The organism is Haloarcula quadrata, from assembly GCF_003634715.1.
GTDB classification, from domain to species: domain Archaea; phylum Halobacteriota; class Halobacteria; order Halobacteriales; family Haloarculaceae; genus Haloarcula; species Haloarcula marismortui.
The window spans coordinates 3,223,737-3,246,797 of the sequence record NZ_RBWW01000001.1; the positions used below are offsets into that span (position 1 = coordinate 3,223,737).

The 23,061-nt window shown below is 59.7% G+C and carries 29 protein-coding genes, 1 tRNA gene and 3 pseudogenes; 9 read left to right on the forward strand and 24 right to left on the reverse strand.

Annotated elements, in window-relative coordinates; translation table 11 throughout:
* Positions 1-200: 200 nt before the first annotated feature.
* The 22 genes from BDK61_RS16670 to BDK61_RS16760 all read right to left on the reverse strand — a co-directional run bounded on the left by BDK61_RS16670 (position 201) and on the right by BDK61_RS16760 (position 10,559).
* Positions 201-653 (reverse strand): hypothetical protein, encoded by a 453-nt coding sequence (locus BDK61_RS16670; protein ID WP_121303818.1) that lies wholly within the window; start codon positions 651-653, stop codon positions 201-203.
* A complete protein-coding gene (locus BDK61_RS23525; RefSeq protein WP_155120721.1) occupies positions 650-826 on the reverse strand; it encodes a hypothetical protein in 177 nt (58 codons plus the stop codon). The genes BDK61_RS16670 and BDK61_RS23525 overlap by 4 nt, the downstream gene beginning before the upstream one ends.
* Complete coding sequence (locus BDK61_RS16675) at positions 819-1,106, reverse strand: hypothetical protein (protein ID WP_148709152.1); 288 nt, start codon at positions 1,104-1,106, stop codon at positions 819-821. Before BDK61_RS16675 ends, BDK61_RS23525 begins: the two co-directional genes overlap by 8 nt.
* A complete protein-coding gene (locus BDK61_RS24255; protein ID WP_256369592.1) occupies positions 1,099-1,227 on the reverse strand; it encodes a hypothetical protein in 129 nt (42 codons plus the stop codon). Before BDK61_RS24255 ends, BDK61_RS16675 begins: the two co-directional genes overlap by 8 nt.
* Positions 1,224-1,844: a hypothetical protein gene (locus BDK61_RS16680; RefSeq protein WP_121303820.1), complete on the reverse strand. Its 621-nt coding sequence runs from the start codon at positions 1,842-1,844 to the stop codon at positions 1,224-1,226. The genes BDK61_RS24255 and BDK61_RS16680 overlap by 4 nt, the downstream gene beginning before the upstream one ends.
* Positions 1,845-2,360: a hypothetical protein gene (locus tag BDK61_RS16685; RefSeq protein WP_058992714.1), complete on the reverse strand. Its 516-nt coding sequence runs from the start codon at positions 2,358-2,360 to the stop codon at positions 1,845-1,847. It abuts the gene before it with no gap.
* Entirely contained in the window at positions 2,360-2,917 is a 558-nt protein-coding gene (locus tag BDK61_RS23070; protein ID WP_148709153.1) for a hypothetical protein, read from the reverse strand. The genes BDK61_RS16685 and BDK61_RS23070 overlap by 1 nt, the downstream gene beginning before the upstream one ends.
* Before the next feature lie 6 nt (positions 2,918-2,923).
* Positions 2,924-3,568: a hypothetical protein gene (locus BDK61_RS16695; protein WP_148709154.1), complete on the reverse strand. Its 645-nt coding sequence runs from the start codon at positions 3,566-3,568 to the stop codon at positions 2,924-2,926.
* A 182-nt stretch (positions 3,569-3,750) separates the two neighbouring features.
* The gene (locus BDK61_RS16700; RefSeq protein ID WP_121303823.1) at positions 3,751-4,218 is read right to left on the reverse strand and encodes a hypothetical protein; all 468 of its coding nucleotides are present in this window, start codon (positions 4,216-4,218) and stop codon (positions 3,751-3,753) included.
* Positions 4,215-4,418, reverse strand: coding sequence for a hypothetical protein (locus BDK61_RS16705; RefSeq protein ID WP_121303824.1), 204 nt, complete (start codon positions 4,416-4,418; stop codon positions 4,215-4,217). The genes BDK61_RS16700 and BDK61_RS16705 overlap by 4 nt, the downstream gene beginning before the upstream one ends.
* Before the next feature lie 19 nt (positions 4,419-4,437).
* Positions 4,438-5,241: a hypothetical protein gene (locus BDK61_RS16710; protein WP_121303825.1), complete on the reverse strand. Its 804-nt coding sequence runs from the start codon at positions 5,239-5,241 to the stop codon at positions 4,438-4,440.
* Between the two features lie 3 nt (positions 5,242-5,244).
* On the reverse strand, positions 5,245-5,706 hold the full coding sequence (locus BDK61_RS16715; protein WP_058992723.1) for a hypothetical protein: 462 nt from the start codon (positions 5,704-5,706) through the stop codon (positions 5,245-5,247).
* Positions 5,706-6,020 (reverse strand): hypothetical protein, encoded by a 315-nt coding sequence (locus BDK61_RS16720; protein ID WP_058992725.1) that lies wholly within the window; start codon positions 6,018-6,020, stop codon positions 5,706-5,708. Before BDK61_RS16720 ends, BDK61_RS16715 begins: the two co-directional genes overlap by 1 nt.
* 3 nt (positions 6,021-6,023) lie before the next feature.
* Complete coding sequence (locus BDK61_RS23530) at positions 6,024-6,179, reverse strand: hypothetical protein (RefSeq protein WP_154021006.1); 156 nt, start codon at positions 6,177-6,179, stop codon at positions 6,024-6,026.
* A gap of 95 nt (positions 6,180-6,274) precedes the next feature.
* A complete protein-coding gene (locus tag BDK61_RS16725) occupies positions 6,275-6,895 on the reverse strand; it encodes a hypothetical protein (protein WP_058992728.1) in 621 nt (206 codons plus the stop codon).
* 6 nt (positions 6,896-6,901) lie between these two features.
* Positions 6,902-7,333, reverse strand: coding sequence for a hypothetical protein (locus BDK61_RS16730; RefSeq protein ID WP_058992730.1), 432 nt, complete (start codon positions 7,331-7,333; stop codon positions 6,902-6,904).
* A 2-nt stretch (positions 7,334-7,335) separates the two neighbouring features.
* Positions 7,336-8,493 (reverse strand): hypothetical protein, encoded by a 1,158-nt coding sequence (locus BDK61_RS16735; RefSeq protein WP_121303826.1) that lies wholly within the window; start codon positions 8,491-8,493, stop codon positions 7,336-7,338.
* Positions 8,494-8,564: 71 nt separating this feature from the next.
* A complete protein-coding gene (locus tag BDK61_RS24355) occupies positions 8,565-8,717 on the reverse strand; it encodes a ribbon-helix-helix domain-containing protein (protein ID WP_121303827.1) in 153 nt (50 codons plus the stop codon).
* 70 nt (positions 8,718-8,787) lie between these two features.
* Complete coding sequence (locus BDK61_RS16745) at positions 8,788-9,240, reverse strand: hypothetical protein (protein ID WP_058992735.1); 453 nt, start codon at positions 9,238-9,240, stop codon at positions 8,788-8,790.
* A gap of 139 nt (positions 9,241-9,379) precedes the next feature.
* Positions 9,380-9,934, reverse strand: coding sequence for an SWIM zinc finger family protein (locus tag BDK61_RS16750; protein WP_004964360.1), 555 nt, complete (start codon positions 9,932-9,934; stop codon positions 9,380-9,382).
* Positions 9,935-10,105: 171 nt separating this feature from the next.
* A tRNA-Pro gene (locus BDK61_RS16755) sits at positions 10,106-10,178 on the reverse strand.
* On the reverse strand, positions 10,164-10,559 hold the full coding sequence (locus tag BDK61_RS16760) for a hypothetical protein (RefSeq protein ID WP_121303828.1): 396 nt from the start codon (positions 10,557-10,559) through the stop codon (positions 10,164-10,166). Before BDK61_RS16760 ends, BDK61_RS16755 begins: the two co-directional genes overlap by 15 nt.
* 84 nt (positions 10,560-10,643) lie before the next feature.
* On the opposite strand from BDK61_RS16760, the gene BDK61_RS16765 reads away from it, so the two are divergent.
* From BDK61_RS16765 to BDK61_RS16790, 6 genes and pseudogenes are all read left to right on the forward strand, one after another.
* Positions 10,644-11,816 (forward strand): NAD-dependent epimerase/dehydratase family protein, encoded by a 1,173-nt coding sequence (locus tag BDK61_RS16765; protein ID WP_121303829.1) that lies wholly within the window; start codon positions 10,644-10,646, stop codon positions 11,814-11,816.
* 2 nt (positions 11,817-11,818) lie between these two features.
* Positions 11,819-12,751 carry an NAD-dependent epimerase/dehydratase family protein gene (locus BDK61_RS16770; RefSeq protein WP_121303830.1) on the forward strand — a complete coding sequence of 311 codons (933 nt, stop codon included), beginning with the start codon at positions 11,819-11,821 and terminating at the stop codon, positions 12,749-12,751.
* Positions 12,744-13,739: an NAD-dependent epimerase/dehydratase family protein gene (locus BDK61_RS16775; RefSeq protein WP_121303831.1), complete on the forward strand. Its 996-nt coding sequence runs from the start codon at positions 12,744-12,746 to the stop codon at positions 13,737-13,739. Before BDK61_RS16770 ends, BDK61_RS16775 begins: the two co-directional genes overlap by 8 nt.
* Positions 13,740-13,787: 48 nt before the next feature.
* Positions 13,788-16,121 carry an STT3 domain-containing protein gene (locus BDK61_RS16780; RefSeq protein WP_121303832.1) on the forward strand — a complete coding sequence of 778 codons (2,334 nt, stop codon included), beginning with the start codon at positions 13,788-13,790 and terminating at the stop codon, positions 16,119-16,121.
* 69 nt (positions 16,122-16,190) lie between these two features.
* Positions 16,191-16,664, forward strand: a complete 474-nt coding sequence (locus BDK61_RS16785; RefSeq protein WP_049939092.1) for a hypothetical protein — start codon at positions 16,191-16,193, stop codon at positions 16,662-16,664.
* Positions 16,657-16,851: pseudogene (locus BDK61_RS16790) on the forward strand (hypothetical protein); the annotation flags it as partial. The gene BDK61_RS16785 and the pseudogene BDK61_RS16790, both read left to right, overlap by 8 nt.
* 3 nt (positions 16,852-16,854) lie before the next feature.
* Here BDK61_RS16790 and tnpC read toward each other — a convergent pair.
* Positions 16,855-18,328, reverse strand: a pseudogene (tnpC, locus tag BDK61_RS16795) (IS66 family transposase).
* A 92-nt stretch (positions 18,329-18,420) separates the two neighbouring features.
* Here tnpC and BDK61_RS16800 point away from each other — a divergent pair.
* Positions 18,421-18,738: pseudogene (locus BDK61_RS16800) on the forward strand (hypothetical protein); the annotation flags it as partial.
* A gap of 5 nt (positions 18,739-18,743) precedes the next feature.
* Here the strand turns inward: BDK61_RS16800 and aglM are convergent.
* Entirely contained in the window at positions 18,744-20,051 is a 1,308-nt protein-coding gene (gene aglM, locus BDK61_RS16805; RefSeq protein WP_121303833.1) for a UDP-glucose 6-dehydrogenase AglM, read from the reverse strand.
* An 88-nt stretch (positions 20,052-20,139) separates the two neighbouring features.
* On the opposite strand from aglM, the gene aglF reads away from it, so the two are divergent.
* On the forward strand, positions 20,140-20,895 hold the full coding sequence (gene aglF / locus BDK61_RS16810) for a UTP--glucose-1-phosphate uridylyltransferase AglF (protein WP_004964383.1): 756 nt from the start codon (positions 20,140-20,142) through the stop codon (positions 20,893-20,895).
* Positions 20,896-21,251: 356 nt separating this feature from the next.
* Complete coding sequence (locus BDK61_RS16815; protein WP_121303834.1) at positions 21,252-22,667, forward strand: sugar transferase; 1,416 nt, start codon at positions 21,252-21,254, stop codon at positions 22,665-22,667.
* The last annotated feature ends 394 nt before the right edge of the window (positions 22,668-23,061 follow it).

Genomic DNA, 23,061 nt, shown 5'->3' on the forward strand with positions numbered 1-23,061 from the left:
AAGCAAAATTAGGCCGCATAATGGATGAGCACTCATTGAACGGGTTTGATGATTACGCTAACAGAGCAGACATAGATATTCAATAACATCAGCCTGCGTCGGTGTGTTTTGAAACAGGGTGCGAAGCTCAGTTAATTTTCATACGTAGATTATAGGTTTACAGACGCCGCTCGTTATGTCTTCACCCGAGAACCGGACACTCAGAAAACCTCGTCCCACGGGATTTTGTGCTGCTTCCCCATCGAATGACCCGAGCGGTTCCATCCGCCCCGATCTTGGACGAGGTTGTTCACCGTCGACGGCTTCATGCGCGTGGTTCGGAGTACGCCGTCCGTCTCATCGAGGAACACAAACGCGTACCACGCCGTCGCTTGTGCGTCCGATGCGATGAGAGAGCGCGTCTGTCCTTCCCAGACGCGAAAGCGACCATCGCCGGGGTACCTGTTGCCGACTGTCGTTGATGTCGATTTGACCTGGTATTTTGTCGCCCTGCTGGGGTGTCTGAGGTCCCACCAGTCCGGGTCAAGCGATAGGCCCTCCAAGCCGTACACCTCGGCCACGATCTCCTCGGCAACGTCGCCAAACGACTTCGACCGCTGTAGCCGCTCCTGTCGAGTTCGAGGGAGCGACCGGATATCGAGAACTTCCGTCACTCATCACCACCGCCAGCCGCCGCCTCGAAGCGTACTATCTCTGCTGGCCGTAGCCCTAACCGCTTCGCCAGCCAAGCGATTCCCAGCCGGGAGAGCGCCGCACCGTCGGTGACCGCCAGCGTGACACAGAACCAGATGAGAGCGCCCAGCTGTACCCACGTCAGGTCAGGCATCGCTCTCACCTCCGTCCGTTGCCTTCGGTGGGTAGATACCTTCGTCAACGAGCGCCCGGCGGTGTGACCGGACATCCTCGACGAGCCCGGCGTCGTCGATCCCTTCCTCACCTCGGAGAACACGGACGGCTTTCTCTGCGGTTTCGTGGGCCGCTTGCGCCTCGTTGCGCGTCTCCTCGACGTAGCCGACCACGCGGCGGCCGACCCAGCCCGTGATACCGACCACGAGCATCGATGAGACGCTGACTGCCCACGCCGCTACGGTGTACGGTTCAACCATCAGCATCCCTCCAGATTGCCACGCCGCCAACGACAATGGCGATGAGTAGCAGCGTTCCGGGCACACCAAGTGTACCGGTCAACGCACCGAATACCTGCCCCAGTAGCCGTGCTACCGTCATCGAAGCACCACCACCGCAACGACTGCGAGGGCCGCAAGCGTTGTCTGTGGGGCAGTCAGCGGCCCGACCGCCGGCAGCGTCGGGAACCCGTCAGGTAGCAGGGCAGGCGGAGACTCTGGCCCGGTGTTCTCAGGCGGCGGGTCACTGCTTCCGTCAGGTGGATCGCCGTCACTGATGGGTGGGTACGTGGGTTCGTCGTTCGGCTCATCACCGGAGTCGGGTACACGCTTCTCGTAGACGTGCATCGTTCCGTACGTCGTCGTCTGCTTGTCCCACGACGGGCCGCCAAGCAGCTGCACACCGAGTTCGTAGTCGCCCGGAATCAGGTCGAAGTTCTCCTGTAGCCTCTCCCACGGAACCCGATTCGAGATTGTTGCCGTCTGCCCGGCTTCAATCGTCTCAGTCTGACTCTGGACATGGGTTTCATCGAATGTCCAGATGACCGCTGCCTCTCGTTCCTTGAACGAGGTGTTCGTCACTTCGGCCTGTAGCTGTGGCTCGTATTCCTGCCGTCGGTCGACACGCGGATCGTCGGGACTGTACACAGCGAACGAGGTTGTTCCGACTGATTCCAGTACGAGCCCGCCGTCTGGAATACCGCCAGCGAACGTCACCATTCAGATCACCACCAGCAGCACGACGGCTAGAGCGAACCCCAGCATCACCTGCTGGGTCGTTCCGCCAAGCGCATCTGCGATATCGCTAATCATCTCTGTCAGTCGGTCACCTGTCGTCGGCAGGGCCGGGTCCTGTGCATCAGAGTGAACGGTTACCTCCGCCGCCCGCTCTTCTGCAACCGTGTCATTCGGTACTTTCAGCACCTCCGCGGTGACGCTGTGTTCTCCACTACCCAGCGTTACTCGCTTGGTCACCGTCTTCGGGGCGCTATTGCCGTCGAGGCACTTCGTTTCTCGATGGACTTCTTGCCCGTCGACGTAGATGATGACCGGCGTCCGCCATCCAGTGTTGAACTGGAGTATCCCGCTCTGACACGTCCCATCCTGCGGGGCAATAATCGAACTCTCGTTTCCGACTGTGACGGTCACGGTGAACGACTCATCTGGGCGGGCCTCGCTCGGTACGTCTATACTGTCGATATACGGCTCTGATTGGTCGATATTCAGGTTCACCATTATCCTAACATCCCTCCGAAGTCTGCCCCGGTCCCAGCGTACAGGCCCTTGATTTTCTTTTTCTTGAACGTCAGTGTCGCAGAGTCGGTGAGCGGCCCAATTTCGGCATCCTTGGCCTGATACCAGACGTAATCCACTCCGGGCCTGTCGCTCGAACCGAGTAGTTGGAACGTACTATACTGGATCGAGAGCAGATAGAGCCGTGCTCTTCCCTCACCATCCACTCTCGCCGCTGTCGGGAACTGTCCACCCGACATTATCCAGATAGCGTCTGAAAGTGGGCGTCCCTGCGGATCCTCGATTTTAACGGAGACTGGACGAAACGCGTTGGGAATCGGAACCCCCTCAACACCGATACTCACACCTCCTGCAAGTGTTCTCACATCTCCCGCACGTTCAGCCTCTATTTGTTGACCCGTTCCTACTGTGCCCTCCCGCAGATCTCCGTAGCGGACTGAGTCCGCTGAGGCGCTTCGTCCCACCACACCGCTACGGGAGTTGTCTCTGTTCCCGCTGGCCGCCGTTGAATGTCCGCGTGCCTCGGTGAACGTCGACATATCGAGCTACCCCATCTTAATAGCCATATCCGGCGTCGACCCGTTCCCCTTCACAATTTTGTAAGCGTCGTTCCCCTGATCGTCTTGAATCGTGTCGAGGTGGGCAGACTGGCCGCCTGATTCGTCCTTGAGATACAGGTCGTGTGAACCAAGGACGGCAGAGTTACCGTTGCCGTTTTCGAACTGGCTCGACCGAACCCAGTTCGGGAGATACATCGGGTAATTGCTGAAATTTGCGTCGGGATTCGTCATACCCCTCGCCTTGTCGTCTATACGGCTGTCCAGCGATTCCGGCATCTGTGTCCAGTAGTTCTCATCGCTACTGGCCGTCCCCTGCTGGATGTACCCCATTTCTGCTTCGCGGTTCGCACCATTGGCGTAGTCCCATAGATCGGTAATTTCAGCGAACCCAATAACTCCGTCTTCGTTAATCGTCCCTTCAGTGGTCCGGCAGTAGGAGACGAAACCATCGGCGTCATCGTGGTATGTGACGTGGCTCACCTGTGTCCCTAAGCTTCGCTCGTCCACTGGGTCCCACTCGTCACCGTCGAGCGCGGGCATACCCTGATACTCATCGTTCCATGACTCGTTGGCGAGGTCGTAGTCTGGCCCCATCCACACCTCGAACTTGACGTTGCCAGATCTCTTCATCTCGATGTAATCTCCGTACGGGTTCTCCCATACCCAGAACACGCCCGGCGTGCTGGAGATGGGGGATTCTCCGTTGGTGTTATCCTTGGCAATACTCCATCCGTCAAGGGCAGCCACCGTATCGCGCAGATACGCGAGGTAACTACCCCAAGTCGTTCCGCTTGGTCCGTCAAAGGTCATGTCTATTTGAGTGCCAGCACGTTCAGGGAAGTACTGGCGTCTCCCTCGGTCATCTTCCGATACCACAGCTTTGAGGCACCCAGTCCGCCCGGCGGGGAAAGAGAGAATGGCGCGTCCGATGGGGTCAGGGGAATAAATCGGTCAGCCTTTTTTGCTGACTTGAACGCGACAACTATCGGGGAGTCAAATCCGTAGACGACGACGGTATCCGCGGCGAAGTCCCACGAAACCGTCTCTTCGTCGGTATCGTCAACCGGAACGCCGGGTTCGCTGTAGTACACCGCTTCCGAGTCGCCCGAAACGTTCTGGTCGATGTCGTCGCCCCGCATCTCCATCAGCAGGGCCGCCAGCAGCGCGTTCGTTTCGTCTTCGAAAGCCTCGTACAGCACGTTCCTCGGTGCACCGGGGAAGTACTGTTCAAGCAGATCGTCTATCGGCGTATCTGTCCCGATGAGTCCGTACCCGCTCATATCGACTGCCCCCGAATCAGTGCCAGCACGGTCGCAGCCTGCACCAGCGAAGTCAACAGCGACGAGAACGGCGCTATTAGGTCGGCCACTATCCGGGCCTTCTCCGCAAGCCCTGCAAGCACGTTCCCGCCGCTGTCACACGGGCAGCCAATATCGGTACTGCTGCTATCTGGGTCGTCAGTGTCGTGTAGAATCACCATGTGTTGGAACGGTGGCCCGTTAGGCCACCATGGTCTGGGTCACCTTTCGCCGGAGTTCAGCAGCCTCTTCATCCGGTCGAAGGGGCCGCTGATTCACCGGGATACTCACCTCGACGTTCTCCGCGTCGGCTGCCTCGACGGCCGTAGCGAACTCTGTGTCGAAGAACAGCAGGTCCATGTTGAACTTCGGCGGGAGCACACCGCGCATCCCGCTGTTGCGTCCGTCCCATGTGATCTGGCGGTCCGTCTCCGGCGAATCCGGGTTCGAGAACGCCCATGTGATACTGTCTTCGCTCTGAAGTTCCTGCGAGACGTTGCCCTTCCCACTGTTGCGCTTCTGTATCTTCGTCAGCCCGTGGCGCATCACCGCGTAGAAGGCGACTGAGACATCGCCGTTTCCGGTCGTCTCTTTCAGCCCTGCCGACGCAACGAAATCGCCGTCAGTCCCGAACGTGCCAGTGTACTGCGTGTCTGTGCTGTCAGTAATGAGCGTATCCGGGTCACCGTCACCGTCGCTGTCGAAGTAGCCGACGAGTGAAGCGTCGGTCGTGTACTCGCCGGCAGTCACGTCATCCATGTAGTCGACGATCGGGGCTTCGGGAGTGAGGTCGACTGTGGTAGTGTCACCCCCTGCTGCCGTCGCTGTCTGTTTGCCGACGAGTGCTACCACCAGCGGCATCCCGACTGGAACCTTCCAGACCTGCGTGCTCGGGACCTTCGTCGTCGCGACGATTCCCTCTGAACCGGGCTGGTAGCTCTTGAAATCGAACATCTCGGAACCGAGGTAGACCGTCTTCCCCGGCCGTGTGTTGGCTCCGCTCATGGTCTACCGGTTGTCCACCTGCATGGGGTAGTTGAAGAACAGCGTTGCCGGGTCGACCACGTCGGGGCCGTTCACCAGAAGCGCCAGCTCGTCAGCGTCTTCCAGCGTCAGCCGCCCATTCGGAACTCGGTCACGGAGGAACCGAACCCGGCGGCGCTGTGCGTTCTCGCCGGACTGCTGGTCCTTCAGCGACAGTGTGTTGAATGGAGAGACGGCGAACTCGCTGATGACTGTCCACGAATCCAGCGGGTCGTTTGGTTCCCGATAGCCGAAGCCGATCTTCGTCGAGCGCGAGACGTTGCCGCCGTCCTTGGCTTCAACGTCGAGAATCGCCGGCGATCCCTGTGCGATAGAGATAGCGATTCCCTCCGGCACGTCCCAGGTCGTGATCGGTGTCGGCGTACCCGCGACGTTCTCCGAGACTGTCGCGTACTGGAGTTCCGTGCTGAGTGTTTCGTCGGTCATCAGTTGGCCCTCCGTGCAGCGTCGAAGCTCTGGACACCGAGCATAGCGAAGCCGATTCCGATACCGATAGCGAGCATTCCGAGCGAGCCCCGAAGCGGGCCGACCCATGCTGCCGCAATGAGCCCGAGCCCGATGAGCGAGAAGGCCCCACCGGTGACCATCGATGCAGAGCCAAGGTCTCCCTCAAACACTGCATTCGATACGTCCACTAGTCGATCCTCGATGTTGATACCTCCTGCCGACATCAGAACGGGAAGCCCTGCCGCCGCGCTGGCACCGATAGCAGCGTTCCGTTCAGAGACTTGTAGTGCCATGATTCAGATGATGAAGTAGCCCGCGATGATTGCAGCCCCGAACCCGCCCACAGCAGCCATCCCGATGGGCGTTTTCAGGAACTCGACGATACCATTGGACCCGGAGCTACTGGGTGACCCACCCGACTCCGAGTTTCCGCTTGTGCTGGTCGAAACCATGCGACCAGTAGTTGCCGCGAGGGATGATTCAGTATTTGTTTGTTGACAACACCGATAGCGAATGGCCGCGAGAAGTCTGTACGCGCTATTTTACGCTATCGTAAGTGCGCCGGAATCTCAACCGGCCCTCGGATAGTCGATGATGCTCCAGCCACATCTTTGTACGTGAGGAACTGGTACGCGTTCGGGTCCATTTCGGTCACCCGGTGCTTGTCGGGGATACTCACCTTGCTGAACTTGCTGTCTTCGTGGTCTCCGTAGGCGAAAATCAGGTAGTTGTCCGTCTGTGTCCAGATCTGATCGTGGACTTCTTTCGCCTTGTGAGCGGCGAGTACTAATCCACAGTTAGCGTGGGTGACGTGCCACTTCACGAGGTGCTGAAGGACTTCGGGAATATGATGTGCGGACATCCAGTTGTGTGCCTCATCGAGATAGAGGTAACACCGCTTGAGCTGGCCGAACGCTCGAAGGTACTCGTCGAGGACATCCTCAGTGAACGGGTTCTCTCGAATCACCTGCTGAGTGTTGCCGCGCATCCAGTGGTCGAGCACGTCACCGGGATTATCGGGAAACACCGCACCCGGTGGCCCATGCTCGGCGTTCGGATCGATACAGATGTAGCGCTCTGTCTGGGTCAGCAGGTGCTCGAATAGCACTGACTTCCCCGAGTTCTTCTGGCCGAGGATGACCGAGATTTCGCTCAGGTCAATATCCATCGCTTGCTACTGCCCCTCGCTGCCGCTGTACTCGCCGGGTTCCGGTACGTCGACGTCAAGCTCATCGTACAGCCCGCGCCGGGTGAGTACGTCGTCAAGCGTAGCGATAGCGTAGGCTGTCGCCTCCGGCCTCGCAAGCGCGTACTGCGAGAAGAGATGGATGAATGTCTCAGGCCCGAACTGGTCCTCCGCGCGTTGTGGGTCGAGGCCGAACATCGGGGCGAACCCCTGTAGCTTCGCCTCGATCTGGTCGACTGTTTCCTCATTGTCGACAAGAGCGGACCATCCCAGTCCGCGAAGATCTTCCTCCACCTCGTAGAGTGTCCGGGCCGTTGCACCACTGTCGTCGGCAACTTGTTTGAGTCGCTGCGTTCGTTCTTCGGGCGATTCGTCTGCCTGACTCGCTACTAACGCGAGCTGCTGAATGATTTCCTGCATGATTACCAAGTACTGCTGTCTTCAAAATCGAATTCGCTTTCTGCGCTGTTCTCGCTCTGTTCTGCTCTGTGTTCGGCACGAGTGTCGCGGCGATCTCGACGGCCGTCCTGACCGCGTACCGCTGTCACGTCGTCGTTGAATTCAGGAGCGTCTTCGCTCTGTTTCCGGTCAGTCTCAACCGGGTCAGTATCTCGATGGCGACGATAGCGCATCGCTCGGCCCCCAGCGGTTCCCAGCATCGATAGAGCGAACATCGCTGTCGGGCCGACATCGACATCGTGCTCGTCGCACATGGCGATGAACAGCTCTGCGTTGGCCGCTTTCTCCTGTTCAGAGAGTTCCCAGCCCTCCCAGTCAGTCATCGTCGCGGTCATCGAGAAGGGCATTCCAATGAGGTGCTTCACGACCGTCTCATCAACTACCATGCCGCTGGCCTGCTGGGTTCCCGCTGGTGAGTGGTCACCGCCGGAGTCGGGTTGTTCCTCGGCACTATCGCCGCTCTCTCCTGACTCTTCCCCGAAGGCATCAGCAAACGTCTCACGGACTTCCTCGCGGCGCTGTCGTTCTCCCTCGCTATCTGCTTCCGCTACGATTTCGTCTGTTGAACGGTCGCTATTGCCGCGTATCCGGTCCAACAAGCCACCGCTATCCTCGCTGTTCTCGCTACTGTCGTTCTGCTCCTGCTGTTCTGGTTTCTCAGCGTGTTCGCTATTCTCGCTCTGGTTCGCTGGTGACGCCGACTCACTCGGTTCGAGGTCGTCTGGTGACAGCCCGTCTAAGTCGACACCGCTGGGTGGTTCTACTGCTGTTCCTTCGTCGTCTGGCGCTCCTTCAGGGGATAGCTTCTCTTTCCCCTCGTGACCGACGGAGATAGCGTCTGTCTGTGTCTCTGTGCTGGCGCTCGTACTCTCTGAGTTTGTCACTGTCTGGGTTCCTCCCTCCGGTTCGCTATCGTTGCCACTGTCGACGTTCTCGCTCTCACTGAGTGCGAGTGTATCTGTGAGAAAATTCTCTAATTCTGCCTCCTCTACACCGACAATTCGCCCGTACCCGTGTTCCCCGGCGAGGCGCTGTTTCTCGCTGTACGGTAGCGCCTCTAATTCCGCTACTGTAGAAGGGTCCGCGGGTTGGGAGCTGTCTGTTTCCTCGCTGGCGGCCATGCGGCCGGCGATAGTGGCACTACTACCAAGGGTTCTCGCTTGTTGTCAACAGCAGAGAATAGAGAAACAGGTTACTTTGACTGGCGTTCAATCTGAGACAACTTGTCACGAACCGCATCTCGGATCAAATCGGATCGGCTGTGATATCCGGCCGCTACGTAGCTCTCGTCTATGTTTTCGACCATTGACTCGGGCATCGATACACCGGTTGTATTTCGAGTCATAGTCTTTGATGGGGCGATATACAAAATAAAACCTGTTGCTTAGTTAATAATTAACTAAGCAAGACGGAAATCACGCATCGGCAGTTTGGTTCTGAGTTCCACCCTTACGTGAGAACGGTCGGACGTGGACAGCGGTGTAGTCGCTTGGTGGTATCCCGTTCTGAAGATGGACATACCCGCGCTTCTCAAGCCGGGCAAGAAGGCGCTGTGCGTCTTGTTGGTCGATACTATCGACAGCCTGAGCAAGTGCACGCTTCGCGCTTTCTCCTCGGACAATGCCGTTATCAGTGCGCTTCTCGCAGAGCGTCCGGTAGGCAATGGCAAGTTCTCGATTGTCCGGGTCAGCATATGGTTCAAGCCCGCCATCAGTCTCCGGCTCCGAAACGCGCTGACGAACGTATTCCTCTAGATCGGCGCTCATGTTGTCGACCTGTTCCTTGTACTGTTCTTTCAGCGTGGTCGACAGACGGAAGGTGATTTTGTCACTCCCATCTTCTTCGTGAAGTTGGCTTCCACCAGTCATGTCTGACTAGCCACCTCTCCGTAAGACGGGGCCGAATCCCCATACGGCGGCGTGACGGACGCCGATGTTGGTACGTGTAGGACAGCCCCCCATGGGGTCGCCAGAAGGTCACGCGCTAGGGCGGGCGTGCGCGCCTGTGTCATCGGCGGCCCTCCATCTCGTCACGGGCAGAGCGGAGTAGGTTCCCGATGGTTCCGGGCGAGCGACCGGAGAGTCGGGCGTACTCCCGAACCCCGAGGCTTCCGAGGTCACAGGTCAGGTAAGCGTCGAGTTCGGCAGGAGTGAGTTGGTTGAAAGCGGTCGGTTCGTCGTCGAGGCGGAGCCATGCTGGTGGTGATGGGTACTCGCGGCCGGTGTCGAGATGTGCGACGACGATCTGCCCGCGGACCCACTGCCACCACAGCGAAGCGACGTGGGCACACCAGCCGCCGTGGTACTGGTAGCCGGCGCAGTCGCAGTCTGCGACGAGTGTGCGGCCCTGTAGCGCCCACAGCACGCGGTGAGTGCTGTCGCCGTCGCTCAGGTAGACGACACGCTCGGCGTCGTTGATAGCGCCGCCTCGGTCGTTCTCGGACTGTGCGCGCTTCCACGCCGTCGACAGCGTCCAGTCGTCGGGCATCGACAACGTCGACGGGCCACCAACAGACTGAGGCAGGTCGTCGCTCGCTTGCCAGCTCCGGCTGGCACGGCTCATGGACGACACACCCCCTTGTCTAGCGCCGGACACGGCTGTCGTGGTGATTCGATGTAGCCGCCGCAGTAGTCGCAGATGGACAGCTCGTGAGCCCGCTGAATACTCACAGCGACCACCCCGTAGAGCGGCCGCTAACTGTTAGGAAACCCGGGAAAAAGGGTTTGTATGGTATGGGCCGGCGCGAATTCGAATCGCGGTTACGGCCACCCGAAGGCCGAAGGATACCAGGCTACCCCACCGGCCCGTGCGATAGCGATTGGATAGAGGACAGGGTCAGTTTTAACGGTTGCGAAACAGCGAGATTGGGAGCAGTTTCACTGGTGAACCGAAGGCCGAAGACACGGACCTTCACGACGAACGTATCCCGGCAGCGACGTTCGCCACCTGTCTCGAAAACACACCACAACCCTGTGTTGACATCGACTCCTGACACACGATACCGATCGTCAACCGAGTTGAGCCCGAGAGCGAGGCAGAGATAGCAGTCGATGACAAGCATGACGCGTGTCGCGTCGTCACGGAGCCACCGGCGGACGCGAACCAGTGCGTCTTCAAGCACTTCGACCGGTTCGATATCGGCCAGTAGAGGGAGGCTGTCGCTTCCGTGAGCGGGGTCAGGTGTCACACGAGCGGTCGGGCTGGACGAGACAGGGAGGCAACTAACCAGAAGACTGATTACGCGTCATGGTTACTCATAATCTGAGTAACTATGACCATCCTCATCACTGGCGGCGACGGCTACGTCGGGTGGCCAGCCGCGCTGCGAATCGCAGACCGAACGGACGAGCGAGTGCTGCTTGTCGACAACTTCGCCCGACGAGGGTGGGTTGAAGATGTCGGCGCGACGAGCGCGACACCGGTTGCCAGTATCGACGAGCGTCTCGACGCGGCCCGCGAGGTCCACGGCCTGACGAACCTCTCCTTCGTTGAGGGCGACCTCGCCGAGAAGTCCGTCGTCGATGAACTGCTGGCGGTCCACGAACCAGAAGTCGTGGTCCACACCGCCGCGCAGCCCTCCGCGCCGTACTCCCAGATCAACGGCGAGCGGGCGAACTACACCCAGCACAACAACCTCCAGGCGACGCGGAACCTCCTGTGGGGCCTCGAGGAACACGACCTCACTGACACCCACTTCGTCGAGACGACGACGACGGGCGTCTACGGCGCGCCGGAGTTCCCGATTCCGGAAGGCGGTGCGACGATGGAGAATCAGGGCGAGCGCGACGACGTACCGTTCCCCAACATGGGCGGGAGCTGGTATCACGCGACGAAGGGCTTCGACGCACAGAACATGCGGCTGGCTCACACGCAGTTCGACATCCCGATCTCGGACGTGCGAACGGCCATCGTCTACGGGACCGAAACCGAGGAAACCCGCGCTGACGACCGGCTCAAGACACGTTTCGACTTCGACTACTACTTCGGGACGGTTACCCACCGCTTCTGCGCGCAGGCCGTCGCAGGCTATCCCGTCACCGTTTACGGCAAGGGGGAGCAGCGCAAGCCGTTCATCTCGCTGGAGGACGCCGTCGAAGGGCTAGCCGAAGTGGCCCTGACCGACCCCTACGAGCGCCCCGAAGGGCTGACGGTGTACAATCAGGTCACACGCGCCATCAGCATTGTCGAGATCGCCGAGACGATTGCAGATGTGGGCAGCGAGTACGACCTCGATGTTGCTGTCGAACACTTCGAGAACCCCCGCGACGAGGACGAGACCCACAAGATGGAGATCGAAAACGACCGGTACGCCGACCTCATCGGTGGCCAGTCACAGTCCTTCGAGGACGGCGTCGACGATATCTTCGGGACGCTGACCCGCTACGCCGACACCATCGAGGCCCACGAGGACCGCTTCCTCCCGGGCGTCCTGAGCGAGGACTGACAATGGACGTGCTGGTCACCGGGGCCTGTGGCTACATCGGCAGCGCGCTGATACCGCTGCTCCGTGCGGACGACCGCGTGGACGACGTCGTCGTCTTCGACGACCTCTCCTCAGGATCGCCGCGGGCGCTGCTGGGGACGCTCGGCGACAGCCTCGAATTTCGCCGGGGCGACATCCGCGAGTACGGCGACGTGGAGAGCGCCATGCGCGGCGTCGACCGCGTCATCCATCTCGCTGCCATCACCGGCGCGTCGAGCACACATGAACGCCGTGACGAAACCTTCGCCATCAACTACGACGGCACCGAGAACGTCCTGACTGCGGCCGGCAAGCTCGGTGTCGACCACGTCGTCTTCGCCTCCTCGTGTAACGTTTACGGCCGCGCGACCAGCACCGACATCGACGAGACAGTCGACCCGGACCCGATCAACCCCTACGCGGAGACGAAACTGCAGTCCGAGACGCTACTGCAGGAGTACTGCGAGGAGTTCGATATGACTGGCACCGCCCTGCGAATGGCTACCAACTTCGGCCACTCGCCGGGCATCCGGTTCAACCTCGTCGTGAACTACTTCGTGTTCCGCGCGCTCACCGACCGCCCGCTCACCGTCTACGGCGACGGCTCGAACTGGCGGCCGTTCATCCATGTCCGGGACGCTGCCCGTGCCTACGCGGAGGCGGCGTGCGATCCCGATTCCTGGGACGAACCAGTGTACAACGTCGGGTCGATGGACGCGAACTACCAGATCTCGGAGATCGCCGACATCGTCGCTGACGAGGTCGCCCCGGTCGACGTGACCTACCTCGAAGACGAGCATCCCGGTCCGTCGTATCATGTCAACTTTGACCGACTGAGCGAGACCGGCTTCGAACCATCGTGGACGCTCCGCGAGGGCGTCCGCGACCTCGCGGAGAAATTCACCACCAATGTCTGAGACAGAACCTACAAGCGAACAGCCACACATCGCCATCACCGGCGGTGCAGGCTACATCGGGAGCCGCGTCATCTACGAACTACAGCAGGCCCACCCCGACTGGGAGATCACCGCTATCGACAACTTCTATCTCGGTACCGTGCAGTCCGTCGGCGATGTCGATATCGAACACGTCGACATCCGGAACCGGGACCGTCTGGAAGCGGCGCTAGACGGGGCCGACGTCGTGATGCACCTCGCGGCGGTGTCCGGCGTCGACGACTGCGAGGAGAAACCAGACCTAGCGTACGAAGTGAACGTACAGGGAACGGACAACGTCGCCTGGTTCTGCCGCAAGACAGGCGCAGCGCTGATTTTCCCGTTCTCGATGGCCGTCATCGGCGACCCACAGGAATTCCCCATTACAGTCGACCACCCACGGGACCCGCTGAACTGGTACGGCCGAACGAAACTGCTCAACGAGCGCGATGTCGAGACGTACGCCGACGGCGCGTTCCCTGCCCACCAGTTCATGATATCGAACCTCTATGGGAGCCACGAGATAGACGGCCAGACCGTCTCGAAGGGGACCGTTATCAACTTCTTCGTGAACCGCGCGCTCGCTGGCGAGACGCTGACCGTCTACGAGCCCGGAACGCAGTCCCGGAACTTCATTCACGTCAAGGACGTGGCCCGGGCCTACGTCGATAGCTGCGAACGGCTACTGGAGCAACTGGACCGCGGCGAGACCGGCGTCGAAAAATACGAGATCGCAAGCGACGAGGACCCGGGCGTCCATACCGTCGCCAACCTCGTCAGGGATATCGCCGCCGATATCGCCGACATCGATGCCGACGTGGAACTGGTCGAGAACCCACGGGGCGACGACGAGACGCTCGTTGACTCATTCCCGGTCGATACCGGGCGGACAAGCGACGCGCTTGGCTGGACTCCGGAACACGACGTCGAGTCAGCGATTCGGACCGCACTGGAGTCGGCGAACACGTAGACGACGAGTCTCGATGGATTTATTCGCCAGACCGGAAAGAGAAGATACATGAGCGATACGCCCGGGGCGGGAGCGGTACTCGATGACCGGCCCGAGTTACGAGATGCGACGGAAGTGGTTCTGGCCGTCGACGACGAGCAGGACGGCTGGACGTTCGACGACATTCCCATCGATTCGGGCCAGTTCGGCGAACTCGTCTCCGCTGGCATCGTCGAGAAGGACGGTGACGAGTACCGCGTCGCCGATCCCGACGCTGTGCGGGCCGCGCTTAACGGCGACTCCGAGGTCAGTAATGACAGCGGGCAGGGGCTAGCGCTCGGTGACGCGCTACGTTTTGATTTCGATACACGAGCAACTGGCCTGCTCGTCGCTGCCCTAGCGGTCGTGTTCGTCGCCCGAACGTACGTCATCGGGTCGATATATCGTGGCGGCGACATCGTCCTCTCGGGCAACGACCCCTACTACTACAGGTATCACGTCGAACAGGTCGCGGCAAACGCCGGCAGCGCGGCCAATTTCGGGGCACTCTCCGTGCTCCCAGGTGGATTAGCCAATGGGGAGCCACTCACGGTCGCGACGCTCTGGTGGGTCGCCAGCCTCTTCGGCGGGAGCAACCCAGTTATTGGCCACGTTCTCGCCTGGTATCCGGTCGTGTCAGCACTCGTTACGAGCGTCCTGCTCTATCTGCTCGCAGTTCGGGTGTCAGGCGACCGGCGTGTCGGTCTCGCATCGGTCCTCTTTCTAGCGTTTATTCCCGGTCACGCCTTCCGGACGAGCCTCGGGTTCGCGGACCACCACGCCTTCGACTATCCCTGGCTGGGACTCACTGCCCTTGCACTCGTGGTCGCGCTAACGACGGCCACGAATCGAACATCGCTTCGTCAACCACAGCCGTGGATCGCCGCGGTCGGCATCGGTGTCGGGATTGCCGGCCAAGTGCTTGCGTGGGAGGCCGGACCGTTGCTTGTTCTGCCGGCCAGTCTGGTCGTATTAGGCCAGACACTTCTTGACGTGTCTAACGACCGGTCGGCACTGGTCAGAAACGCACCAGTTCTTGCCGGCGTTAGCCTCGGTGCGCTACTCGCTGGCGGTGTCCATACTATCACCGGCTGGCAGACTGCACTCGTGGCTAGCGCGCCGACACTGCTGGCTGTGGGCACCGTCATCGTCATCACTACGGCAGAAGTAGCCAGGCGCGTCGGGGGCACTGTCAGGCAACTGACTGCGGTCGATTTCGGGCTTGGCGTCATCAGCCTGCTTGTCTTCCGCTTTGGCTTCACAGCACAGTGGGGCACGTTCGACAGGCGGCTCGATACGCTGTTTCGGTCCGACGCGATCGCCGAGACGTACGGGCTGTTCAGCGCAGACGCCTTTGGCTTCCTGTTCCTGCTGGGCCTGACGCTGTTCGTGGCGCTTCCAGCGATGGTGTGGGGAATCAACCTCGCTCGGAACGACCGAAGCGGCTGGCTCGTCGCCAGTAGCTACGCCTGGGTGTTGCTCGTCCTCGCCGTGATTCAAGTCCGTTTCGTCGGCGAACTGGCCCCGTTTTTGGCACTGTTCGCCGGCCTTGCGTTCGTCTGGGTCGCCTCGTGGGTCGACCTCGCCCGTCCGGTGCTGGCAACTGGCGACAAGGATCTGCGAGACGTGCTCGTTCCGGATAGCCGTGCGGTTGTATCGCTGTTCGTGCTGTTCCTGTTGTTCGGAGCCCTCGGGATGGTGCAAGTTCCAGTCAAAACGAGTCAGGTGCTCATTGAGGACGGGACATACGACACGGCGACTGCAATTGAGGCAGACGCCGCCGAGCGCGGACTCGAGTACCCAGAAAACCGCGTCCTCAGCCGCTGGGGACAGAACCGCGTGTACAACTACTTCGTCAACGGCGAGTCACGAAGCTACAGCTACGCTCGCCAGACGTACGGACCGTTCATTGCAGCGACGGACCCTGATGAGGCCCATAATCGGATTTCCAACCGAGTCGGATATGTCGTGACGACAGAGGCAGACATTGAGGGACCGACCACGATGTACACTCGGTTACACCAGCGCTTCGGAAGCCGGGGCGATGATGTGGGTGGATTGGCCCACTACCAGCCAATATTCACGAGCGAAGACGGGAGCCACAAGGCGTTCGCGGTCGTCCCCGGTGGGACGGTAAAGGGCTCCGTGGCCCCGAATGCAACCGTTTCGGTCGAAACGACGGTCGCTGTCTCGGACAGAGAGATAGCTTACGAACGCCAGACGACAGCCGACCGGAACGGTGCGTTCACTGTTACCGTCGCAAACCCTGGGACGTACACGGTGACGACCGATAGCGGAAGTGAAACGACCGTCGAAGTCACAGAACAGACGGTGTACGGTGGCGGCAACGTCACTGTCGAGTGAGTTTCTGAGACAGGCACGCCGTAGTTCTGAAGCAAAACGACCATTCTACCCACCGAAAGAACAGAGGATGTGCGCGTCTGGGTCCGTGTCGTCATCATGCTTGTGCTGTGTCTGACACTCGGGGGACTGTGCATCCACGCGGAACTGACAGAGGACGAACGGTCACCGTATCCGGATGCTGCGGACCTTTCGGCCGGATACGAGTCATACGTCGGACAACAGCTCATGGTGTTTGGGACGGTGACAGAGACCAACGAAGGCGAGATGCGAATCAGGGCCGAAAGCGATGGGACGGCAATCACACTCAGGGTCACTGAGACGAGAACAGCCGTCGAACCCGGTGGCGTCGTCCAGGTGTACGGGACGCTCGAACCAGCGCAGACGATAGCGGCCGAGCGCGTCGAAGTTGTCAACAGCAGTCGGTGGGCCGAGTTCTACAAGTACGGTGCCTCGGCTATCGGCGCACTGGGATTCCTGCTGCTGTTCGTCCGGTATTGGCGCATCGACCGAGAGGCGTGGACGCTGGAGGCCCGCGATGGCTGACCTGCTAACACACCTGCTCGCCCCATATATCCTTCTCACGGTAGCGAGCTGGCGCGTCGACTGGCTCGATCAGCGCTGGGTCGTCGTTGGGATGGGCGGTGCGGCGATTCCCGATCTGGTAAAGGTCGGAATCGTGCTAAACGAGAGGGTAGTCGAAGCGTTTCTCGGCGTTCCGTTCACCCGTATGTGTTTACCCTGTGGATTCAACGACCGGTACAGCGCGAGCTCGTGAGATCATCTCGTTGTCCCGAACGACTCGCTTGAGTTCCTCATAGGGATTGCGTCCCTGCTGGCTCCACGTTGCCAGCAGGGAGAAGAGGGTTTCGTGGACGAACATTCCGCGGTCGTTCCGGAGTGTCCCGATGATTTTCCGAAGAACGACTGGTTCACGTAGCGCGTTTTCCGCAGCGTTGTTCGTCGGCGAGACCGCTGGCTCACCGACGAAGGTGAGCCAGTGGTCGAGGCCTCCTTCGATCTTCCCGAGTAGTGTTGCCACTGGTCCGTCGGGGACCGACCGCTCAATCAACGATTCGAGTTCTCTCCGCGCGACACGCTGTAATTCTGCCCGCTCGCGCAGTGTCAAGTCGCTCTCCAGCTGAGTCTGGAGAGCGGCATACAACTGTGTGAGCGCTCGGTAGATCGGTTCGCCTTCTTCCTGCTGTTCGGCAGCATCCTCGGCCTCCCGGAGAATGTGCGCCCAACACCGCTGGAGTTTCTTGCTGAAAGCTGGGTACGCTGTCCACCCGTCACAGATAATCGTTCCTGCGAAGTCCTCCCCGAGGACTTCCGCAGGAACATCGTGGCCACGACTTTCCCGGACGGCGTACAGCGTGTGCTTGTCCGTTCGGAACGTCCAGAGCCACGCTTGGTCTCCGTCGCGCTTGATTCCCGTTTCATCAACGTTGACCACGTCGGCCTGTTGAATCTGTCTACGTATCTGCTCGTACTCCGAGCGACCGGCGCGCGCTGCGCGCTCGGTCGCATGCCACGCGGACGCGCCCGAAAGGTCCAATCCGTGGAGTTGGTTGAAACGATCAGCGATCTTTCGGTAGGGAAGCCGGTGATCGTACCGGGAAAGAGCCGCCTGCGCGATGACGTTCACCCCGAACTGCCCCTCATCGGGGCAGTCGGGGTGTGATGCCACCGTCTCGGTTCCGCACGAGTCGCACTCGTAGTAATGGCGGTTGTACTGGGTAGCTTCCACAGGCTGCGGATCAGGAATCTCTTCGACGAGTCGCGGGCTGATGCCCTCCGACTCATCGAACTGCTCACCACAGTCAGGGCAACAGTCACACGTGACTTCGACCTCCTCATCTGGATCGGGTGCAGACCGCCACTCGGGATTATGGCCGGATTTTCGACCCGGTGTCCCGCCGTCAGTACGAGGTTCTTCGTCGTCCTCGTCGGATGAAGACGAGGACGACTCCTCAGAGTCAGATTGTTTCTGACTGGAGGGGGTGTGCGGTCCTTCGTGCCAGCGAAGTTTGGCTCTGAGCCGCTTGTTCTCTTCGCGGAGGTGTTGATTCTCCTGTTCAAGCTTCTCAACACGATTTTTGAGCGCAAGAAGTTCCTCACGCGAAACCTCAACGCTGTCATCTGAGGAAGTCACGCGACTGCACTCCCCAAAGCAGACGACACGGGATGGTCTCTGTCAGAGAGACCATCCCTCACAATCGCCTTTGTCGCCTGCATTGACCTACTGGCAGGTCAGGGGCAATCTACGAGAGAGTACCGAAATCGTTCTGGGGGTAAACCGATGCCGTTCACCTATATGCCTGTCTCTACACTCGGCGGAGTCCTGTTGCTCACTGGAGTCATCACCGTCGCATTCGAGCGACGACGCTGGAGACGAGTATTCGGCCTCGTGACGTTCGGCGGCCTCACGTCGTTGCTACTCGATGGGATGCGAGTGTACGCCGACGGACGAGCGAGCGCGTGGCTGTACCCGTTCACGAACTGGCGGCCGCCGACGCCGAGCCTGTACGTGTCTTCGGACCCGACCGTGCTCGTGGTGGCGGTACTCGCTGCCGGCACAGTCGCAGTCCTTGACAGACAAATGCGAGTGCGTCGCTAACCGCACTACCAGGTCAATCCTTCGTAAGTGATGCCGTCGCGCCGCTCGATGCTCCGTCGGCCGTCAACGACGACAGGGGCAGCCATCTCATCGAATTCAGCGTCGAGCGCTCCGAACTCGTCCCAGCCAGTGACAACAACAGCGCCGGACGCACCCTCAAGAGCGATCGCAGCTGAGTCGGCGTACTCGATGTCGGGGTAGCGCTCGCGCATATTCTCGGTGGCAACAGGGTCGTAGGCGACGATGTCTGCGCCACGCTCCTGCAGTCCCTCGATGACCGGAACAGCTCGCGTGTTTCGGATGTCATCCGTCCCGGGTTTGAATGCCAGCCCGAGAACAGCGATTCGTTTGCCGGATACGTCGATGTGGTCATCGAGGAGGGAGAGGAGCCGCTCTGGCTGCGCGTCGTTCAGTTCCACGGCCGCGGAAAGGACAGCGGGGTCGTAGCCCTGCTCCTGCGCCGCGGCGATGATGGCGTCCGTGTCTTTCGGGAAGCAACTGCCACCCCAGCCGACGCCGCTTCGGAGGAACTGCTCGCCGATCCGGTCGTCGAGTCCGATAGCATCGGCGACCTCGTAGGCGTCAACGCCGAACTCCTTGCAAATGTTCCCGATGTCGTTGATGAGGCTGACTTTCGTCGCGAGGAACGTGTTGTTGGCGTACTTTATCATCTCGGCCTCGGCGATACCGGTTTCGACGACCGGCACGTCGCCGTCAGCAGCCTTGCGTAGCGGCGCGTAGAGGTCATTGAGAAGGGCCGTTGCGCGGTCGTCGTCCGTCCCGAAGACGAGTTTGTCAGGATTCAGGAAGTCCGCGACGGCCGTCCCCTCGCGCTGGAACTCAGGATTGGACGCGACGAGGAAGTCCGCCCCACGTTCGAGACCGGCGTCAGCGATACGTGGTGCGAGCCGATCCTCGGTCGTGTTCGGGACGACAGTCGACTTCGTGACGACGAGATGCGGGTCCGCTGCCGCGTTCTCAGTGCCGGCCAGCGCCTCACCGATAGATGCCGCACCGGCTTCCATGAACTGGAGGTCGATGCTTCCATCGTCGTTCGATGGTGTCGGAAGCGCCAACATCGTCAGTTCAGTGTCGAGTATTTCTTCGTAGTCGGTACTTGCCCGGAGTCGCCCACCACCGTGTTCGGCGACAAGTTCGTCAAGCCCAGGTTCGTGTATCGGCGACTCGCCATTATTGATTGCGTCAACGATGTCTTCATCGATGTCTATCGTTACGACTTCGTGCCCGAGATCCGCAAGACACGCGGCGACCGTTGTCCCGACGTATCCGCTCCCGACAATGCTGACGTTCATCGGGCGGCAGTAGTCAAGGAGCGGATATTATAATTCGGATCTTATAATTCGACAAGAGTTTTATCGGACGGCCAACGAATTGAGAGATATGAAAGCTGTCGTACTTGCCGCTGGTGAGGGGACCCGTCTCCGCCCGCTGACCGAAGACAAGCCAAAGGGGATGGTAGAGGTCGCGGGGAAACCGATTCTGACCCACTGCTTCGAGCAGTTGATCGAGCTAGGCGCCGACGAACTGCTGGTAGTTGTCGGCTACAAGAAGCAGGCCATCATTAATCACTACGAGGACGAGTTCGATGGTGTTCCGATTACCTACACCCACCAACGCGAGCAGAACGGCCTTGCCCACGCACTCCTGACCGTCGAGGAACACGTTGACGACGACTTCATGCTGATGCTCGGCGACAACATCTTCGAAGCGAACCTCCAGGACGTCGTCAACCGTCAGGCGGAGGAACGTGCCGACGCCGCCTTCCTCGTTGAGGAAGTCCCGTGGGAAGAAGCCGGGCGGTACGGTGTCTGTGACACCAACAAGTACGGTGAGATCACCGAAGTCGTCGAAAAGCCAGAAGAGCCGCCGTCAAACCTTGTGATGACTGGGTTCTACACGTTCACGCCAGCTATCTTCCACGCCTGCCATCTGGTGCAGCCCTCCAATCGCGGCGAGTACGAGATCAGTGATGCGATTGACCTCCTGTTACACTCCGGGCGAACGATCGACGCGATCCGCATGGACGGCTGGCGGAACGATATCGGCTATCCCGAAGACCGCGATCAGGCTGAGGAACGGCTACAGGGCGAAATTAACCCAGAGATAGCCGCCGAAAACATCGCTGCAAGCGAGTGAGAGCTCAGTTCGGGTAGCCTGGTCAGTAACCGGTGAGACCATACAGTCACGTCGGTCGCGTGGTTGTGTAAGTTCCCAATCAGAAGACTGGACCACCACCGTGAGACGATATCTACCGTACAGCGTCAAATGGAACAGGCACAGAGAGGGTTGGATCAACGCTGCGATAGTCGACACGACTACGCTGGTGCGTACACCGTGGGTCCGTCGGCTCACGAACAGGTCTCGTGCAGCAGTGTCTTTCAGTGGCACTATGACAATGCAGGGCAGTTGGACCGCGTGTCTACGGACAGTAGCTTCAGTATTTGAGTTCCGGGACGCAGGACTTATTCCGGAACTCGGCAATCACACTGATAATGGATAGTGGCTGGCGGTACCGGGTTGCAAGTGTGGCCGGCGTTGTCGTGCTTACAGCGGTCGCCGTCGCACTTGTTAATAACGCGACCATCCAGTCGATAGCGACAACTATCCCGATACTCAGTCGGCTGCCGACTGACCCCCCAACGGGGCCAGAATTCACGATCGAGCTCTTGGTCACAATCGCGGTCGTCGTCAGTGTGTTCCTCCCGTTGTACAAACCTCGCCCACGGAGAATTCTTGATGCGATAGCACTGGCCCAGAAGCGGGTACTCGTGCCGGCTCTCGTCCTGGCAACGATCGGCTACTTCGATTATTCGTACAAGCTGCCGCGTTTGACTGTCGTGTTAGTGACCCCCTTATTACTGGTCGCACTGCCCGCGTGGTTTGTGTGGATTCGGAAGCGACCGTCCTCAAACGGCGAGCGAACCATCGTCGTTGGCGATAACCTCCAAGTGATAGAGGAAGTAGCAAGCGAGGTCAACGGGACGCTCCTGGGGTATCTCTGTCCGACGAGTGTCATTACGACAATCGAACAGACCGAAGCCATCGCTGACGGCGGAACTAACCCCAGTGGGTTGGAACGGTTGGGTGGCCTCTCGCGGATTGAGGACGTGCTCGTCGAGTATGACATCGATACGGTCGTGCTAGCGTTTGAGCATGCCGACCGGGCGGAGTTCTTCGGCGCTCTCGACGCCTGTTACGAGTACGGTGTCAACGCGAAAGTTCATCGCGACCATGCAGATTCTGTGCTGACCGCCAGCGGTGGAGTCGGAACCCTGGTTGACGTAGAGATCGAGCCCTGGGACATACAGGACTACATTCTCAAGCGCGCGTTCGATATCGCGTTTGCATCGGCTGGGCTGATCGCGCTATCGCCGGTGATCGTTGGGATTGTAGTCGCGATAAAGCTAGAGGACGGCGGCTCGATACTGTACCGACAAGACCGAACAGCGGTGTTCGGCGAAACCTTCTCGATCTACAAGTTTCGGTCGATGATCGAGAACGCAGAAGGCGAAACCGGTGTGAAGATTAGCGACGAAGATGCGGGTGGAGTCGATCCACGCGTAACCTCGGTCGGGCGAGTGCTGCGACAGACGCATCTGGATGAAATTCCACAGCTTTGGTCGATACTGCGAGGAGATATGAGCGTCGTCGGTCCACGGCCAGAACGACCGGTGCTGGACTCGGATATCCAGACTGGTGTCGTTGACTGGCAGAAACGATGGTTCGTCAAACCGGGCCTAACTGGTCCTGCCCAGGTTAATCATGTGACTGGAAAGGAGCCGGGCGAAAAGCTGCGATACGACCTAGAATACGTGCGTGACCAGTCGTTTAGCTACGATATGAAACTCGTTTCGAGACAGATCTGGAGCGTTATTATTGATATTATAATGGCGCACAAGAACCATTGAGAACACTTAATCATCGACCGCAATACATCGGTCGTAATGAGCCCGTGTATCTCGGTAAGCGCTTCCGTATGGGAGTTGCACTGAATCTGAAAACCGTAATCATCACCCTGGTACACTGTTATCACCGAGTTTTGATTAACGGTGAGAGGCGGTCACAGCGGCAAGGTAACAGGGCAGCGAGAATCTGCGCCACACAGTAACGTCGGAGTCAGCGCTCATCGTTATCGACCTACGCGAAACGTACACTGTCGGTTCATTACTCGCTGTTCTCGACGCTTTCACTCCCCAGCTTACGCGGTTCTGGAAAAATTCTGGCCTCGGCACAGTGACACGGGCTATCGAAAAGACCCTCTCAGGCTCAAAAGCAGTCAAGCTGGCAGCAAAACTCCTCGAA